The sequence below is a fragment of the Chryseobacterium sp. Marseille-Q3244 genome, from assembly GCF_940807095.1.
Lineage (GTDB): Bacteria > Bacteroidota > Bacteroidia > Flavobacteriales > Weeksellaceae > Chryseobacterium.
In genome coordinates, this window is record NZ_CALNWX010000028.1 from 1 (window position 1) to 17072 (window position 17072).

General features: G+C 35.6%; 15 protein-coding genes and 4 tRNA genes. 9 read left to right on the forward strand and 10 right to left on the reverse strand.

Translation table 11 applies throughout. From position 1 onward, the window contains the following. Positions 1 to 169: 169 nt before the first annotated feature. Genes NBX25_RS24365 through NBX25_RS24385 form a run of 5 tightly spaced genes read right to left on the reverse strand, consistent with a single transcriptional unit; the run spans position 170 to position 3556 of the window. Complete coding sequence (locus NBX25_RS24365; protein ID WP_250255796.1) at positions 170 to 529, reverse strand: DUF4180 domain-containing protein; 360 nt, start codon at positions 527 to 529, stop codon at positions 170 to 172. A 43-nt stretch (positions 530 to 572) separates the two neighbouring features. Further along, positions 573 to 1421, reverse strand: coding sequence for a peptide chain release factor N(5)-glutamine methyltransferase (gene prmC, locus NBX25_RS24370; protein ID WP_250255797.1), 849 nt, complete (start codon positions 1419 to 1421; stop codon positions 573 to 575). Beyond that, on the reverse strand, positions 1422 to 2180 hold the full coding sequence (yaaA, locus tag NBX25_RS24375) for a peroxide stress protein YaaA (RefSeq protein ID WP_123911178.1): 759 nt from the start codon (positions 2178 to 2180) through the stop codon (positions 1422 to 1424). 4 nt (positions 2181 to 2184) lie between these two features. After that, entirely contained in the window at positions 2185 to 2886 is a 702-nt protein-coding gene (locus NBX25_RS24380; protein ID WP_250255798.1) for a CPBP family intramembrane glutamic endopeptidase, read from the reverse strand. A gap of 58 nt (positions 2887 to 2944) precedes the next feature. After that, positions 2945 to 3556 carry an L-threonylcarbamoyladenylate synthase gene (locus NBX25_RS24385; protein ID WP_123856186.1) on the reverse strand — a complete coding sequence of 204 codons (612 nt, stop codon included), beginning with the start codon at positions 3554 to 3556 and terminating at the stop codon, positions 2945 to 2947. Between the two features lie 101 nt (positions 3557 to 3657). Here NBX25_RS24385 and NBX25_RS24390 point away from each other — a divergent pair. The 4 genes from NBX25_RS24390 (at position 3658) to NBX25_RS24405 (ending at position 4063) form a co-directional block, all read left to right on the forward strand. After that, positions 3658 to 3730, forward strand: a tRNA-Met gene (locus NBX25_RS24390). A 38-nt stretch (positions 3731 to 3768) separates the two neighbouring features. Next, positions 3769 to 3841 (forward strand) — tRNA-Met (locus NBX25_RS24395). Positions 3842 to 3879: 38 nt separating this feature from the next. Next, a tRNA-Met gene (locus NBX25_RS24400) sits at positions 3880 to 3952 on the forward strand. Between the two features lie 38 nt (positions 3953 to 3990). Further along, a tRNA-Met gene (locus NBX25_RS24405) sits at positions 3991 to 4063 on the forward strand. Positions 4064 to 4103: 40 nt separating this feature from the next. Here the strand turns inward: NBX25_RS24405 and NBX25_RS24410 are convergent. Together NBX25_RS24410 and NBX25_RS24415 are read right to left on the reverse strand one after the other, a co-directional pair. After that, positions 4104 to 4361, reverse strand: a complete 258-nt coding sequence (locus NBX25_RS24410) for an Ada metal-binding domain-containing protein (protein ID WP_250255799.1) — start codon at positions 4359 to 4361, stop codon at positions 4104 to 4106. Positions 4362 to 4477: 116 nt separating this feature from the next. Then, entirely contained in the window at positions 4478 to 5191 is a 714-nt protein-coding gene (locus tag NBX25_RS24415) for a 2OG-Fe(II) oxygenase (RefSeq protein WP_250255800.1), read from the reverse strand. A 164-nt stretch (positions 5192 to 5355) separates the two neighbouring features. Between NBX25_RS24415 and NBX25_RS24420 the strand changes: the two genes are divergently transcribed. Then, complete coding sequence (locus tag NBX25_RS24420; protein ID WP_123911182.1) at positions 5356 to 5802, forward strand: GNAT family N-acetyltransferase; 447 nt, start codon at positions 5356 to 5358, stop codon at positions 5800 to 5802. 336 nt (positions 5803 to 6138) lie between these two features. Here the strand turns inward: NBX25_RS24420 and NBX25_RS24425 are convergent, their stop codons facing one another. Next, positions 6139 to 6720: a hypothetical protein gene (locus NBX25_RS24425; protein WP_250255801.1), complete on the reverse strand. Its 582-nt coding sequence runs from the start codon at positions 6718 to 6720 to the stop codon at positions 6139 to 6141. 527 nt (positions 6721 to 7247) lie between these two features. On the opposite strand from NBX25_RS24425, the gene NBX25_RS24430 reads away from it, so the two are divergent. Both NBX25_RS24430 and NBX25_RS24435 read left to right on the forward strand, forming a co-directional pair. Further along, positions 7248 to 8456, forward strand: a complete 1209-nt coding sequence (locus NBX25_RS24430; RefSeq protein WP_250255802.1) for a PepSY-associated TM helix domain-containing protein — start codon at positions 7248 to 7250, stop codon at positions 8454 to 8456. Positions 8457 to 8467: 11 nt separating this feature from the next. Continuing rightward, entirely contained in the window at positions 8468 to 10591 is a 2124-nt protein-coding gene (locus NBX25_RS24435) for a TonB-dependent receptor domain-containing protein (protein ID WP_250255803.1), read from the forward strand. Between the two features lie 254 nt (positions 10592 to 10845). On the opposite strand, the gene NBX25_RS24440 is transcribed toward NBX25_RS24435, so the two are convergent. Together NBX25_RS24440 and NBX25_RS24445 are read right to left on the reverse strand one after the other, a co-directional pair. Next, positions 10846 to 12048: a DUF4374 domain-containing protein gene (locus NBX25_RS24440; protein ID WP_250255804.1), complete on the reverse strand. Its 1203-nt coding sequence runs from the start codon at positions 12046 to 12048 to the stop codon at positions 10846 to 10848. A 6-nt stretch (positions 12049 to 12054) separates the two neighbouring features. Then, a complete protein-coding gene (locus NBX25_RS24445; RefSeq protein ID WP_250255805.1) occupies positions 12055 to 14415 on the reverse strand; it encodes a TonB-dependent receptor in 2361 nt (786 codons plus the stop codon). Positions 14416 to 14948: 533 nt separating this feature from the next. Between NBX25_RS24445 and NBX25_RS24450 the strand changes: the two genes are divergently transcribed. Further along, the gene (locus NBX25_RS24450) at positions 14949 to 15314 is read left to right on the forward strand and encodes a BlaI/MecI/CopY family transcriptional regulator (protein ID WP_123856177.1); all 366 of its coding nucleotides are present in this window, start codon (positions 14949 to 14951) and stop codon (positions 15312 to 15314) included. 5 nt (positions 15315 to 15319) lie between these two features. Beyond that, positions 15320 to 17059: a M56 family metallopeptidase gene (locus NBX25_RS24455; protein WP_250255806.1), complete on the forward strand. Its 1740-nt coding sequence runs from the start codon at positions 15320 to 15322 to the stop codon at positions 17057 to 17059. The last annotated feature ends 13 nt before the right edge of the window (positions 17060 to 17072 follow it).

The window sequence follows — 17072 nt, forward strand, 5'->3', positions numbered from 1 at the left end:
ACTTGGTATAGGGAATGTGTTGATTTCCAGTGTATGATAAAAAAGAGACCCTGTAAGTAGCCTTACAGGGAATTTTTATCATTTAAATAAGTATACTCAATTATTTAAAAAGGATTTTTGACACAAATAAGAGGTGTTTATTACTCTTTGAAGCATTATTGCCATTTCATTATTTTGAAAAGTTCTCAAGCGCTTCTTCAAGTATTGAAACAAAGTTGATATGTTGAGTCTTATTGCTTTCAAAGATAAAATCCCTCATACTTTTGCTTTCATACTTACTGAAATCCCCAACAATAGCCAATCCGATACGGTAATTGGAGAATTTTTGTAGAATTTCTCCGGCAATTTTGGTTTTTAAATCAAAGAAGTCAGGAGTGATGTTCTTTTCGTAGAGAATTACTTTATCAAATCCCTGATAATAAATATTTCCCATAAGATCGAGTCCGTCTTCTGCAGATTGGATGATGATTGTATCAGAATTTATTTCTGCAATTTTTAGAGTTCCAACATTATGTGGTTTGATGACCATGATTTCTATACTGTATGGTTATGTTTATAAGCAATAAAATTACTTATTTTCTTCCATAAATAAATCGGTCATTTTCAGATAAATCTTTTAATAACTGTGCATTGGAAAAGTAATTATACAATTCCAGTGTTTCAGGGCCTAACTTTTGATTGATTTCTAAAAATAAAAGGCCATTATTTTTCAGATGCTCTCTGGAGTCCTCTGCAATCTTTCTGTAAAAAATTAAAGCATCAGAAGTAGGAGAGAAAAGAGCCATTGTAGGTTCAAATCCTTTGACGGAATCCTCGATCTCTGTTTCTTCTTCAATACCTATGTATGGCGGGTTTGAAATGATAACGTCATATTCTTCATCTAGCTGAGTATTCAGATAATCTGCATGGATCAACTTAACCTTAAGCTGGTGATATGCTGCGTTACGATTTGCTGTTTTCAGAGCCTTTTCAGAGAAATCGATAGAAGATACCTCCGCCTCTGGAAAATGCTTTTTTAAAACTAAAGGAATTACACCACTTCCTGTTCCAATATCCAGAATCTTCAGTCCCAAACCGTTATTTTCTAAATTTTGAATCTCCCGGATTGCTATTTCCAGCAATTCCTCTGTTTCAGGGCGTGGGATCAAAACATGTTCATCCACAAGAAATGTCATTCCGTAAAACTCAGTTTCTCCCAGAATCTGCTGATAAGGTCTTCCAGTTTTTAAAGCGGAAACTAGCTCGTGAAGTTGCTGTTCGTCGTCATTCAGAAGTTCCTGTTCAGAAAATCTTCTTTGCTCAAAAGAATCAAAGCCTACTATTTTCTGGATGAATAGGGAGGTTAAAAAAGCACTTTCCGACTCAGTATAAAGGTCGGAAAGTGCTGCTTTGAAATATTGTTTAAATGCTGATATTGTCATTTATCTCGTGAAAACTAATTTTGTGTCAGTAGATTTTTCGTCATCAATTCTATACCCTTCATAATTGAAAGTTTTTACATCATCCAGGGTTTTAGCCTGAGTTTCTGCACAGAATCTTACCATAAGACCTCTTGCATGCTTGGTATAGACTACAATAGTTTTCAGTTTACCGTCTTTTAACTCATAAAAATCAAAGTCGATAACCTGGTGGTTTAATTTTTTTCTGTCAATTACTTTTCCATACTCATTACTGGCCAGATGAAGAAGAACTTCTCCTTTTTTCATTTCGGTGTTCAGTTGTTCGGTGATTTTCTCTCTCCAGAATTCATACAGGTTTTTATATTGATCGAACTCAAAATGACGTCCCATTTCCAGTCTGTAAAGCATTACTTTATCAGAAGGTTTCAGAAGGCCATACAATCCGGAAAGCATTCTGTAGTTTTTTTGAAGGTAATCTACCGCATCTTTGTCAAGCGTTTTGGCATCCAGCCCTCTATACACTTCTCCTGTAAAAGCATACATGGCAGGAGCAGACTCTTTGGCTGTAGGTTTTGCTTTCCATTTTTGATTTCTTTCCCAGTTTTCATCAGCCAGTTTGGGCGAGATTTCCATAAGTTCGGAAAGATATTTTGGAGATTTTTCTTTTAAATAAGTTTGTATAAAAGCTGCATCTTCAATGAATTTAGGAGTAGTGGTTTTCAACAGGTCCGTTGAATTTTCTACGTTCATTAATTTGGCAGGTGATGTTACAATTTTCATAATGTTAAAATACAGATAAATGTTTAAAATCAATAAAATTCATAGCTATCAGCGTGATAAAATCAATCATAAAATGACAGACAATAAGAATTTTAATATTTGAATATTTTTTATAAAACATAGCAAAAACGACTCCAATGAAGAAAGGTACTACAACCTGACCAATGGTTCCGTAAGTGCTGTGCAGAATTCCGAATAAAGCTGCGGAGACTAAAATTCCTAAAAAGGAATTATTGTATATTTTCTCAATCCGGGGTTGTATATATCCCCGCATCAGAAGTTCTTCTACAGCGCCTGCTGTAAAGCATGTAAAAATAATTAAAAAATAATCATTTTTAAAAAGAGAGGTGAATTGCAGAATCTTATTGCTTTCTTCTTTATGGATTAAAAACTGGATCAATCCGTTCAAAATAGCTCCTCCAAAGACACAGATCAGATATAAACAGATAACTGCTTTTATATTGAATGCAATAGAATACTTCTTCTCTGTTGCAAGTAAAAAAGAACCCTTCTCAATAAAAAGGCTGTACAAAAATGTGATCAATAAAACGATCCATAGCGCAATTCTGCTAACAGAAAATGCATTTCCTGTAACAGTCTTTACTCCTGTTATCAGACTGATCACAGGGAAAACATAAAGCATTACTATGCCTAACAGTACAAATGTGAGCAGTATTCCTACAGAATATTTTCCATGAAGCCCCATACAACCTATCAACCTTAATTTATGCTACAACAGAACTTTGAAACGTCAAAATGTTGAATTAGATAATTCCTTTTCCCTGACGGATAATTTCAGGTTCTCCTGAAGTAAGGTCCACAATCGTTGAAGCCACATTATCTCCATACCCTGAATCAATAACAATATCTACCAGGTGATCGTATTTTTCAGCAATCAGTTCCGGGTCTGTAGAGTATTCGATAATTTCATCATCATCTCTGATGGAGGTTGAAGCAATAGGATGGCCTAGTTTTTCAACAATAAGCTGTGGAATGGGATGATCGGGAACACGGATACCAATTGTTTTATGACCTTTATAAGCTAAAGGTAAACTTTTGTTAGCGTCTAGAATAAATGTAAACGGCCCTGGAATATGACTTTTCAAAAATCTGAAAACCGAAGTATCAATAGGTCTTGTAAAGTCGGAAAGATGACTCAGATCATTACAGATTATTGAAAATTTTGACTTTTCAAGCTTTAATTTTTTCAGTTGGGCCAACTTTTCCATGGCTTTTATATCAAAAATATTACAGCCAAGCGCATAAATTGTATCTGAGGGATAGATAATTAATCCACCATTATTTAATGTTTTAATAACTTCATTCACAAGGTTTTCCTGTGGGTTGTCGGGATAAATTTTTAATATCTTTGCCATAAAACAAAGATACAAATAATAAAATAGTTTTCATAAAAGTCCTTTATTTAAAAGAAAAATTAGGATTTGCAAAAAATATTCGTACCTTTGCAATCCAATATCGCGGGATGGAGCAGTAGGTAGCTCGTCGGGCTCATAACCCGAAGGTCATCGGTTCGAGTCCGGTTCCCGCTACTAAGTAAGTGTTTTCGGTAAACACTCTAAAAATACACCGCGGGATGGAGCAGTAGGTAGCTCGTCGGGCTCATAACCCGAAGGTCATCGGTTCGAGTCCGGTTCCCGCTACTAAGCAAGTGTTTTCGGTAAACACTCTAAAAATATACCGCGGGATGGAGCAGTAGGTAGCTCGTCGGGCTCATAACCCGAAGGTCATCGGTTCGAGTCCGGTTCCCGCTACTAAGCAAGTGTTTTCGGTAGACACTCTAAAAATACACCGCGGGATGGAGCAGTAGGTAGCTCGTCGGGCTCATAACCCGAAGGTCATCGGTTCGAGTCCGGTTCCCGCTACTCAACGAGAGAAGTAATTTTATATTACTTCTCTTTTTTTTTACTTTAAATGCTGGATTTGTTGCAACTTCCATCGTTGGTATTCTTCTTTCATACAATGACCGCAGGGACGATATCCATTTTGAAAAGCCTCCTGAACATCAGTAAAGAAAACCCGGTTTTCTTTTTTCATTCTTTTTCCTGATTTACAGCCAAGTAATCCATAGATTTTCAGTTTTTTATTTCCACCCAGAAGAATTTCGTTCTTCCGGATTTTACTTCTTAGTTCAGAATCTGAGAGTTGTGAATGTAGGATCATATTTTTAGTAAGGAAGTTGGAGGCTGGAAGAGGGATGTCTTGAAAGGCTGAAGTTTAAATAGTGTTGTATTGTACTCAATTGTATTAAATGATCGTTATTGATTTCCCGCCCGCTATCACTTCTCTGCATCATGGAAAATAATTCCAAGGGCATAACGTTTTCCGGTTTTTACTTCACTTACTCCATGTTTCATATTCACTCTGTAATACCCTTTTGTTCCTTTCTCGGGTTTGAAATGAGTAGTGAAGATGAGAATGTCTCCTTTCTTAGGTTTTAAAACAATTGCCTTGGATTGTGCTCTTGGCACTTGTTGGGTAAGAACGAATTCTCCACCCGTAAAATCCTGTTCAGGTTCACTCAGCATCAGTACAATCTGAATAGGAAAATAAAGATCTCCATATAAATCCTGATGTAAAGTATTAAAGCCACCTTCACCATATTTCAAAATCAAAGCAGTCGCTTTTTGTTGATTATTAGAGTGACATTGCTGCAAAAAATTACTGTGTTCTGATGGAAAATATATATCAATATTCAAAGCTTTAAACCAAGCATTAGCAATAGATGATAGATGAGGGTAGATGTAAGTACGGATGGATTGAAGCAATTCCGGTAATGGATAATTAAAATATTTATATTCACCCAGACCAAAACGATGCCTTGCCATCACCACAGTCTTTCGGTATAGTTCTGCTTGATCGTAGTTGGAAATGAGTGCGTCACATTCATCTTTTGATAATAGATTGGGAATAATGGCGTAGCCGTTCTGATGCATGGATTCTGTCATGAGCTGCCAATCGGTATTTTCAATTCTTTGGAGTAGATCTGTCATTGTTTTTGTTTTTATGGAACAAAGATCTGAAGTTGTAAGGCTATATAAAATCCGGAACATGCGGTATTTTCAGCTTTCTGGACTATCATTATAACATTAATCTGGATGGTAAATCCAGTCCTGTTTAAAGGTACTTTTGCCATGTTAATAAAATACCTATAACAATGAATTACACAATTAAAAAAGCAAGTCTTGAGGATCTTAATGAAACGGCGGAATTATTTAATCTTTACCGTGTTTTTTACAGACAGGAATCTGATGTAGAAAAAGGAAAAGCATTTCTTAAAGAAAGATTCCTGAATAGTGAGTCTGATATTTTCCTTGCCTGGGCTGATGGCAGAGCTGTAGGATTTGTACAGCTTTATAAATTATTCCATTATACCAAATTACAAAAACAGTGGCTGCTAAGTGATTTATTTGTACACCCTGATTATAGAGGAAAAGGATTTTCTGTAGCATTGATTGATCGCAGTAAACAATGGTGTGAAGAAACAGGAGCCTGTGGACTGATGCTTGAAACAGAAAAAACAAACGAAATTGGTAATGTACTGTATCCGCGTTGCGGGTTTGAATATGACGGATTACACAATTACTACCAGTGGTGGAAATAGAGAATAAATGAACGTAGGGTTGAAATGAAAATTCTTTCTGCCATTAGTTATTTATACGTAATGATGAGTAGTATTATTTCTACAATTACTGGCATTTAATTCTACAGCTATTCTTTTATGAGTAAGACGCATAGTCCTATTTTTGTACTGCTCTTATAGATCAGAGGTAGGACAGTTGATTCTATAGAGCTTATGCAAATTTTCTCCGCCTTATTTCTACTTTTTCCCCAGGTTTTATGATTAGTACCACAAAACTGCTTTTTGGCGGGGATTTTTTGCAGCAAAAAAGAGAACTGTTTTTCAGTTCTCTTTTTATATGTTAGTGTATCATTTCTTTTATTGAGCTAACTGAGCGTAAGGAGTAAGTTTATTATCATCACTCATAGTGGTTCCCAGAAATTCTCTCTTTTGGTCAGCTTTCATTCTTCCAGCAGCATCGTTGGCATTGAAATAAGCTTCAGTAAGTTTCGTTGCAATTTCAGCCGGTTTGAAATCAAATTTCGTATCCCCTTCTACTCCTAAATATCCATTTTTTCTGGTAAGGTTAGAAATGTAGTTACCATAATTGATGAATGTATTTCTAAGGTATTGCGTATGGTATTCCATACATTTTTTAGCTTTCTTGGAAGAATTGTTCATGATACAGTTTTTCATATTGTTTCTGTATAAAAACCATTCAGATTCTAAAATACCATACTCTTTTCCCAGTGCTGTCTTTCCGTTGATCACAATATTATTGTCCCCTTCTTTTGTTGCAATGGCCTGAAGATGTTGAATGACCAATGGTACTGTAGCTTCAATCTTAGATTTGGTATCCTTTAGTATGCTAAGATCAGCAGCAGGAGATTTTTTCTTTTGAGCTGTAGTAACGTTAAAAATGAGCAGCAGTAGTACAATCAATAAATTATATCTTTTCATGAGAAATTTTTAAGGCACTAAAATAAATATAATTTCCCGGTTTTAACAAATTCATTTTCATTTTATTTAATAAAATTTAACAAATCTACAATGTAATTTGTTCATTGTTGTATAAATGATGGTTTTGAGTTATTTGTTTTGGTGATTTTTTTATAAAATTTCTTAATAGTAAATAAAATTCATGGCTATATCTGATGTTCATATTTAATTTGCAAAACCTAAATGCAGTATATTTTGAAATGTATTGGTTTTCATTTCTGAAGCTGAATGAATTTCAAATCCTTCTCTTGAAAATTTATAAGGATTTTACTATTATTTAAAGTGAATATTCATTTCTATAAGTGTGAGATTTACTTTTGCTTTGTGAAAAACATGCCTTCTCTATATCTTAAGATGGCATCTATTCTTATAAAACCTAATAAAAATCAGGTTTCTCATGTAAAATAAGCTCTCCCTCTGTTTAGAATTATTATAAATAAAGGTATATTTGTAGTTTATTTATTTTTAATAAGACTAAATAATAATAAATGCAAAAAATCACTAAAAAGAAATCCAAGGGTACCTTCAAAAAGTATATTCTGAAAGCTCATTTATGGCTCGGGCTGTTTTCCGGTATCATTGTTTTAATCGTTTCTTTATCAGGAGCATTTTTTGTTTTTAATGAAGATATTACTGCGGCATTGCGTAAGGAGCATATTTTTCATGGAGAGAAGGATATCCAGCATAAGAAGCCTATTCCTTTACGCCAGCTAAAAGATCTGGTGAATGCCCAGCTGAAAAATGAAATTGTTAAAACTGATGAAGTTACCATTCCTATAGATCCTGCCCGGTCTTATCAATTCGGACTGATTAAAGGGAACCCTGATGGCTGGCATCACTTTAATAGCATTATTATTTATAAAAACGTTTATGTCAACCAATATACCGGAAAAGTACTCGCAATATATGATGTAAAAAACAATCCTTTCTTTGTCTGTATGGCCCTACATCGTTCATTACTGCTGAGTAATAAAGTGGGAGGTACTATTGTGGGAATATCTACTATTATTTTTGTGATCATGCTGGTTACAGGGGTTATCCTGTGGTGGCCTAAGAATAAAAAGATGCGTAAACAGCGTCTGTGGTTTCAATGGGAGAAGGTAAAAGGCTGGAGACGTAAGAACTATGATGTACACAACATTCTTGGTTTTTATGCTTCCTTTTTGGCCCTGATTGTAGCGATTACCGGAATTATGTATTCGTTCCGTATTACCCAAATGTGGGTCTATGTATTGCTGAATGGCTTTTCCTCTGCTACACCAGATTTCAGTCAGTACAAAACAACTGCTCCGGAATCCATAGAAACAGTAACAACCATAGATCGAATTATAGAACAGGTAAAAATTCATTATCCGGAAGCCTATTCCTTTGGAGTTGATTTGGAAGATCATACTGATGCAGATCATCAACATGATAACTTAAGCATCTGGATTAAAGAAAAGGAATTTACTTATGGAGAGTCCTCCATGATGATTTTTGACGAACATTCAGGGAAGCTTCTGTTTAACCGTCCACACGGAGATAAGGCTATGGCCGAAAGAGCGACAGATGCTACTTATGATTTGCACGTGGGAGCCTTTTTTGGAATGCCTGGAAAAATACTGGCATTTATCATGAGTTTATTCTGTGCCTCATTGCCAGTAACCGGATTTATGATCTGGTGGGGCCGAAGAAATAAAAAGAAAACAACAACCTAAAACCATTATTCATGAAGAAACACTATATATGGCTACCTTTATTGGCGAGCCTGAATGCCTACGGACAGACAGAAAACCAAAACGATTCTTTGCAGACAGATAAAGTTTCAGAGATTAGTGGAATCGTAGTAAAAGGTAACAAAGCGGTTTTTCAGCAAAAAGCTGATAAAATGATTTTTAATGTTGAAAACAGTGTATTATCTGATGGTACTACTGTATTGGAAGTACTGGGAAAAACGCCGGGGGTAGTGGTCTCGCAGGATGGTGAGCTATCCTTGCGCGGCAAGAAAGGAGTAAGTGTAATGATAAACGGTAAGCTGAGCTCTCTATCCACAAAAGAGCTGGCCAACCTCTTGCGATCTACCAATTCTACACTGGTCAAGAATATTGAAATTATTGCCAATCCTTCTTCTAAATATGATGCTGCCGGAAATGCCGGGATCATTAATATTGTGCTGAAAAAAAGTTCATTGGAAGGACTTAGCGGAAACTATTATTTGAATGGCGGAAGAGGACGTAAAAATAGAATTAATACCGGAATGAGCCTAAACTACACCCATAAGAAACTCTCTCTGCACGGAGATTATAGTTATACCTTCCGTGGAGAGGAAGAAAGACGGAATTTCAGTCAGGTTTTCTTCGACGAAAAACAACCTCAGCAGGTGACCCGCAGAACAGAGCAGCATTCAACAACCAATGAGCCTTTGACTTCTAATAACTTTAAAGTAGGTGCGGATTATGCTTTCAATGATAAAACAAGTATTGGCGCGTTATTCGATGCTAAAATAGGACGGTATGAAGATTTTTCAAAGGGTGAGAACAGAATATTTCAGCCTGTGGACAATCTGTTTGCTCATGTACTTTCGGATAATCAAAGCAAAGAAAACTGGTATGATTATACCTATAATCTAAAAGGTACCCATATCTTCAACGATAAAGATTATAAAGTAGATGTAGATCTGGAATATGAAACATCACGGTTCACCTCCCGTCAGAATCAACTTTCAGATGCATTAGTGAATCAGGGAACAGAGAAATTCAACAACAGAAGAGGAAGTATTGCTTCTCGTCTGAAAGTTTTCAATGCAAAAGTTGATTTTACTCTTCCTTTTAGCGAAATGCATAGTCTGGAAACAGGACTTAAATCTACCGTAAAGTCTAACAATAATCCTTCAGAATATTCAATACAGCAGGGTGAAGAATGGATCAATGATGATAAAGCAAGTAATGAGTATGTATACAAGGAGCAGATTCATGCACTATATGCCAACTACAAGCTAAATCTGACGAAATGGACCTTCCAGTTAGGGCTGAGAACAGAAATGACCCATACGGACATCAACCAAAAAACTTCTCAGGAACAGAGAAAAAGAGATTATACCAATCTTTTCCCAAGTGCATCAGTTAAATACCAGATGAACGATCAGCATGGATTCTACGCATCGTATAGTAAAAGAATCAACCGACCGAGCCATTTTGATCTGAATCCGTTCCGTTTCTATGATGATCCATTCAACTATTGGCAAGGAAATCCAAATCTGAATCCTGAATTTACCCATGCAACTGAATTAGGATACACTTGGGGGAAATATATTATAGCATCAGCTTACTTTAGCGTAACGAACGATGTAATGACGGAAGTCTACAATTACCAGCCGGATACAGGAATTTTGGTAAAGACCCAGGACAACCTGAATAAGTCTTATGTATACGGAGCCAACATAACGGCTACGACAAAGCTTTTCAAATGGTGGTCGCTTACCTCTATGCTGAATGTTTTTAATAATGAATATAAAGGGAATTACCAGAATTACTCAGTAAATAGTTCGCAGCTGGCATTCACACTCAATGCACAAAACAGTTTCAGCATTGCAAAAGGAGTAAAAGCAGAGATGAATGGACAGTATTTTTCAAAATCAAACATTGGTCTGTTTATCCGTGATGCTTATTTTGACCTGACATTGGGTGTTTCTAAAACATTATGGAAAGATAAAGCTACCGTAAAGCTGGCCGTTACAGACTTATTAAAAACAAATAATTACCGCGTAACAGGAGATAATTTCAGTTCTACGATCCGACAAAAATACAATCTGGATAGTCGTGTGGTAACATTGTCGTTCAATTACAAGCTTTAAAAGAATTAGAAAGAAAGCTATCATTAACTTAGAATACAAGAATGACCGGAAGAAATTTTCGGTCATTTTTCGTGTTGCAGATTATCAGTCTCCGAATAGCCTTGTCAAACAGAGTCGAAAAGATGTAGTTTTTTTATCATTAGGCTAAACATGTCATCGATGTAAGCAGAAATAAAAAACTGCTCTCAAAATGATTGAGAACAGTTTTAATCAAGTAAATATCTTATATGGTATCCGAAATTAATAGGCTATGATTAATCATAGAACTTATCGAAACGGGCAAAGCCGGAAATATTATCAGGAAGTTTCATACCTTTAGTTATTTTGTCTGTCTGCAGATCGTAAATCCATACATAGTTACCACCTTTACTTGCATTTACAGCAATATATAACTTTTTATCCTGAACAAATAGACCTTGTTCATAAGGTTCATCTCCGGGCAGTTCATCCAATACTCTAACCAATTGTTTGGTTTCGATATCTATTATAGCATAACGTCCATTATAGGTATTGCCCAATGCCGGATCACGATACAGAACTACCATTTTATTGTTCCCGATATAATCGATCATTGTTTCCAGTGTTTTGCCTCCTACAAGATCTGTAAGGTTGATCTGATACCCTGTATCAGGTGAAGTTGCCCCTTTAAGAGTTCTGAAAAGATAAATTTTATTTGATCCGGCTCCTACACGTGGAAAACAGGTATAATAAAAAGCTTCATTATCTTTTCTGAAAGCGGTTTTAAAATAGGGAGAACCATTAGCTACCCCAGAGCTTCGGCTATCGCTTGCCGAGTGTTTTACTTTGAAGGTTTTATAATCTATTACCGCAAAGTTATAATATTCCGGAGTGATCCATTTGCCATTACGGAAACTATACTGCAGATAGATCTGTCCGTCCATATAGGTCATAGAGCCTAATGTATAGAAATTATAAGCATTGGGGAAAGGTTCAAATCCATCGATCTCACCCTGACGGATAATACTAAGGTCTGAAGCATTGAACACCGAATAACGTATATGCTGGCCATCACCGGTTTCTCCAACAATTACCAAGGTATTATCATCTATCCAAACATAGCTGGAAATATCACTGATAAAGGTATAAGGGACTTCTTTTGCCGTAGTTAGCCTATCCTGAGTATATTTGAATTTTTTAAATATACCCTGATCGGTTTTGTAGTTATAGATAAAACCATTTTTTACAATGTAGGAGTAGGTTCCTTTAGAATTAATTTCGTCACCTTCTTTGGTAATGTCCATTGCCCCTTTGGTAAGATCGTTGGTAGCCGTCATATAATGTACGGTATTGGGCCAGCTTCCTAAAGCGGAAAGCAGGAAATATTTATAGTCTTTTTCGCCGCTTCCGGAATCTCCGTAGTCTGGTTCACGTTCACAACCAATGATGGTTAAACATGTAAGTATTAAAAATATGCTGTTTCTGAAATATTGTGTCATGGTCTTTTACTTAAGTAGATATCTAAATTTTATATAGAAAGCACGTCCTTGCTTCTGAAGTTTGAAATTGTCATAGGCCAATGCATCACTGAGGTTGGTGACATCGAACGCCACATTGTACCTTCCGTTCTTCATAGAGTAGCTGATCCCAATGTTGTGCAGGGTTTGTCTTGGAATAGTGGGGATATTTCGTGGATTTCCATACGTTTTCCAGTTTTTGTAGAACCACTCAGTCATTTGTAATCCATAGTAAAGCTCTATACGGCTGTCTTTCTGAAACCAGTCATCTTTACCAATGCTTACATTTACATTTCCAAATAACCAAGGCTGGTTAGGAACATCCTTTTTGTAAGTTGCTGAAATTACATCTTCGCTGTTGTTGGCAAACTTTGTATTGTCGTAAGCTTTGTTGTAGCTTACATTCATCAATACATTCAGGAGCCTTTTGTATTGGTAACTCAGCTCTCCTTCAAGTCCTTGTGTAAAGATATTGGATAGATTTTCATATTTGAAAGTACTGTTGTACAAGTTAGGAACAGTGAAAATAAAGTCTTTTGTATCACGGATGTATCCTGCAGCTTCTATACGGAAAGCATGTTGCCCCCAATGATGATTGTAGTATAAACCTACGTTTACATTATTACTGGTTTCAGGCTTCAGATCCATATTACTGGTTACAGCAACACCATCTCCGAAGATTTCCTGTGGTTCTACCAAGCGGTAAGAGCGTTCAAATGATCCTTTAAGTCCCAGCTCATTCGTGATTCTAACCGTTGTCGCAAAACCGTAACCCCAGTTACTGAAATGATCTTTTACCGGACTATCAGTCCTGGTCACCTGATCAAAAACCATTTTTTGTAATCCTACTTGGTAATATTTAGCAAAGAAAATATTGGTCCAATGCCTATTGAAAAATTCTTGTTGATAGGCCATAGACAGTATTTGCTTGGTCATTTTCGCAGGAAATACATTATCTTTTTCCTCTTCCAGTTTATTGAACGTAATATTTTTAAGATAATCGATTACATAATTAAAGATCAATTTGTGATGATCCACTATTCTGTAAGTAGCTCCCACTTGCGTATAGAGACGGTCTTCATGCTGCATAATTATACTTTTACCTCCTTTTTCACTGGTTGCAGAAGGTTCGAAAGTACCATCCCAGCTATATTTACGCATAAGGGTATCGGTTGCTTTCTGAACACTTCTGGAAAAACCTGCATAGACATTTACATCCAGGTGATTATTGAAGAGGTTTGCTTTTTTATACTTCATAAAATAATTATGAGCTTCTCCGCTTTGCTTTACTCCACCATACACTACATCCTGGTTGGAACCGGTCTGGATCTGTTTGTCAAAAACCGATTGTGATGCTCCTACAAAGAAAGAATCTGCCCAGCTTTTGTTTTCTACTCCAAGTTCAGCCATCCCAAAAACAGATTGATATCGGTCATTAAAACGTTTTAGATTTCTTGGTTCGTATTCGTTTTTAGCAGGATTCCAGATTTTCATATCCTTCATCAGATAATTGTTATCAGAGTGGTTATAAAAGCTGTTGATGCGCAGGATAATTCCTGTTTTATCATCTTTAAATTGTCCATTCAGATTGATACGCTGTGTATTAAAAGATCCTATACTGATCCCGGCATCCAGATAGTTTTTACTGCTTCCGGGAGTAATAATATTAACAGCCCCACCCATAGCATCGGTACTTAGGTGGATAGGAACAACGCCCTTATAAATTTCTACACGCTCGGCCATATTTACAGGTAATGTACTCAGGTCTACGCCTTTTCCAAGCATTTCCAAAGGAACTCCATCTATAAAGAATTTTACAGCCTTACCGGACATCCCGTTAATAGAGAAGTTATAATCGGAACCTACACCTCCCTGCTGCCGAACTTTAATCCCTGTGGTTCTGTTCAATACCTGGTTTAGATCGGCTGTGGTATTGGCCAATTTTGCAACATCTATAGCATTCACGGTGAAAGCACCGTCCTGCAATGATTTTACTTTACCTTTTCCGTGTACAACAACCTCTTTTACTACTGATTGATCTTCGGTTAGCTGAACATTTATTGGAGATACTTCGTTGCCGAAGTTGATCTTCTTTCTGAACTTTTTATAACCATCCAGATGAAAGACCAAAGTAGCATCTCCTTTTTTGTAGCTGATGCTGAAATTTCCGTTTTGATCGGTTTGTGTTTTAATTTTTGTGTTTTCAACAAAAATGGTTACTCCACTTAATCCCTGTTTTGTGTCATTTTGTACAACTCCCTGAACCGGAAAACCAGTATCCTGTGCTTGGATTTGGGGGATTGAAAGAATGAAAATGAGAAAAATAAAAATACGCTGGTATAATTTCATTATTTATAATTATTATAAATAGCAAAATTAAAGGGTTCTAATGAATCGTCAAAGAAAACAGCTTCTTTATTTTTAATTATTCTAATTATAATTAAATTTGATTTATGATTGAAATCAATAATAAATTATAACTATCTTATAATCAAATACAAATTATTCAAGTGTAGGTTTATCGGATTGTATTCACATGAAAAAAATCATCTGCTTATTGATTGTATAGAGTATAGGTTATCAGTTTTGAATGTTTCTTAAAAAATCATTAGATCTGTACTTTTTATTAATAAGTTTTAAGAATATCAGGCATAAACCTATCTTTTTATGATGATAAATGGGTGATCGTTTCACTTTGTTTTAAAATTAATATATTTGATTGAATTTTATTGTATTGATTTACAGTTGATTATATTATTTCAATGACTTATCACTAAAAAAATAGTTGTTAGATTCAATTTTATTTCTACATTTGTATAACTAATTTCTTAGTGATATGGAAATCATCATTTGTATGTCACTTTAATGATTAATGAAAGGATATGAAAAACCAGACTTTAACAAAGGCAGAAGAACAGGTAATGCAGTATGTATGGAAATTGGAAAAAGGATTTCTTAAAGATATTCTTGACCTCTTTCCTGAGCCCAAACCACATACCAATACCGTTTCCACTATTTTAAAAGTATTGAAGGAAAAGGAGTTCGTAGACTATAACGTACACGGAAGACAACATGAATATTTTCCATTGGTAACAAAAGAACAGTATTCAGGGAAAACCATGAAAAGCCTTGTGAAAAATTATTTCAAAGGATCTTATAAAAGTGCCGTTTCATTTCTGGTAGAAAAGAATGAAATGACTGTAGAAGATCTTGAAATGCTGTTAAATGAACTTAAAAATAAAGACTAATAACCATGGAAACACTACTTCTATACTTTGGAAAAGTAATTTTATGTTCTGGTGTAATGTTTTTGTATTATCAATTGTCTTTAAAAGACAAGACATTCCATCATTATAATAGATTCTATCTTTTGTTGGCAATTGTGGTGTCACTGCTGCTGCCCCTTATCAAACTGGATGATTTTACGATAGAGGTTAATAGTGATGTATACTTGTTGTTGGATAAGATTCAGAATTTTAACACACAAAAAAACGTAAACAATGGTAACCTTTATTTTAACATTATTTTTTCAACTCTGGGACTGGTTTCTTTCTACTTTTTAGGAAAGCTTATCTACGGGATTGTTAAGATCCAGCAGTTTAAGGAACAGTTTCAGAAAGAAAGTTTTGACGGGATCAATTTTTACCGTACAGACTTAACCGAAGCTCCGTTTTCATACTTTAAGAACCTTTTCTGGAAGAATGCCATTACCCTGGATTCTGATATCGGAAAACAGATTTTAAAGCATGAGATGGTACATATTGAACAGAAACATTCATTCGATAAAATTCTTATTGAAGTGGTGACAGCTATTTTCTGGTTCAACCCATTCTTTCATATCATTAAAAGAGAAATTAGTTTAATCCATGAATATCTGGCTGATAAAAAAGCCGTAAAGAATTCGGATACCAAAGCATTTGCGCAGATGCTTTTAGCAAGCCACTTTTCCGGAACACAGTTGCCTGCTGCCAGTCCGTTTCTAAGTTCAAACCTTAAAAAAAGACTTAAGATGTTACAAAAACCAAAAACCAAATTCGGGTATGCGCGAAGAATCCTTGCATTGCCGGTTTTATTCACCGTAGCTTTTGCTTATCTGGTAAATGCTAAGAACAAGGAAATTGAGGAAACGAACCTCTCTATTAAAAAAGTAGTTTCAGAAATCAAACACGATACGGTAAAAGAAAAAACAGAACAGAAAAAAATAACAGAAGCAGAACCTGGTTCTCCTGGTACTGATCCTCAATTAGCTGAACTTGAAAAAAAGCTGGCTGAAAAAGAAAAAGAACTTGAAGGGTTGGATCCTGAGTCTAAAATTTTCGACCAGAAGATTGAGGAAATAAGTTCTTTAGCTGGAGAGATTGGTAATATTACAGCCAATATGGAAGTTGATAAATATTTCAAATCTGATGAATGGAAAAAGCAGATGAAGGATCTTGAAAACATGGATACGCTTGATAAAAAAGAACTTCGCAAAATTAAAAAAGATGCTCAAAAAGCAGCAAGAGAAGCCAGTAAAGCAGCGATAGAAGCTGAGAAAATTGGAAGAGAGGCCGAAAAAATCGGCAGGGAAACTGCAAAGATCGGGAAAGAAGCTGCACAACAGGCAAAAATTGAAATCAGCAAAGCAAAAATTGAAGCTGGAAAAGCTAAAATAGAAAGCGAGAATGCAAAAATTCAAATGGAGAAGGCCAGACAGGAAGCTGAAAATGCAACGACAAACCCAAGAGTTGTAACCCTAACAGGCTCTCCTAAGATCATGGTTATGCAGGCAGACTTCATTAAAAAAGACGGAAACGGGAATATTACCATGAATGGAGTGAAGAAGTATGATATGAAAGGTTGGGATAATATTAAATACTTTGTGAATGGAAATGAAGTTTCCAAGGAAGAAGCTCTTGCTATAAAACCTGAAAATATTGAAAGGATTAATATTATTAAGGAAAATGTAGTACGAGGAACACAGAATGAAATAAGAATTCAGACAAAGAAATAAAGTTTAACCAGGC

Excerpts from the sequence above, each read along its gene's own strand:
- NBX25_RS24365 (WP_250255796.1), bottom strand. The coding sequence starts at position 529 with ATGGTCATCAAACCACATAATGTTGGAACTCTAAAAATTGCAGAAATA.
- prmC (WP_250255797.1), bottom strand. The coding sequence starts at position 1,421 with ATGACAATATCAGCATTTAAACAATATTTCAAAGCAGCACTTTCCGAC.
- yaaA (WP_123911178.1), bottom strand. The coding sequence starts at position 2,180 with ATGAAAATTGTAACATCACCTGCCAAATTAATGAACGTAGAAAATTCA.
- NBX25_RS24380 (WP_250255798.1), bottom strand. The coding sequence starts at position 2,886 with ATGGGGCTTCATGGAAAATATTCTGTAGGAATACTGCTCACATTTGTA.
- NBX25_RS24385 (WP_123856186.1), bottom strand. The coding sequence starts at position 3,556 with ATGGCAAAGATATTAAAAATTTATCCCGACAACCCACAGGAAAACCTT.
- NBX25_RS24410 (WP_250255799.1), bottom strand. The coding sequence starts at position 4,361 with ATGATCCTACATTCACAACTCTCAGATTCTGAACTAAGAAGTAAAATC.
- NBX25_RS24415 (WP_250255800.1), bottom strand. The coding sequence starts at position 5,191 with ATGACAGATCTACTCCAAAGAATTGAAAATACCGATTGGCAGCTCATG.
- NBX25_RS24420 (WP_123911182.1), top strand. The coding sequence starts at position 5,356 with ATGAATTACACAATTAAAAAAGCAAGTCTTGAGGATCTTAATGAAACG.
- NBX25_RS24425 (WP_250255801.1), bottom strand. The coding sequence starts at position 6,720 with ATGAAAAGATATAATTTATTGATTGTACTACTGCTGCTCATTTTTAAC.
- NBX25_RS24430 (WP_250255802.1), top strand. The coding sequence starts at position 7,248 with ATGCAAAAAATCACTAAAAAGAAATCCAAGGGTACCTTCAAAAAGTAT.
- NBX25_RS24435 (WP_250255803.1), top strand. The coding sequence starts at position 8,468 with ATGAAGAAACACTATATATGGCTACCTTTATTGGCGAGCCTGAATGCC.
- NBX25_RS24440 (WP_250255804.1), bottom strand. The coding sequence starts at position 12,048 with ATGACACAATATTTCAGAAACAGCATATTTTTAATACTTACATGTTTA.
- NBX25_RS24445 (WP_250255805.1), bottom strand. The coding sequence starts at position 14,415 with ATGAAATTATACCAGCGTATTTTTATTTTTCTCATTTTCATTCTTTCA.
- NBX25_RS24450 (WP_123856177.1), top strand. The coding sequence starts at position 14,949 with ATGAAAAACCAGACTTTAACAAAGGCAGAAGAACAGGTAATGCAGTAT.
- NBX25_RS24455 (WP_250255806.1), top strand. The coding sequence starts at position 15,320 with ATGGAAACACTACTTCTATACTTTGGAAAAGTAATTTTATGTTCTGGT.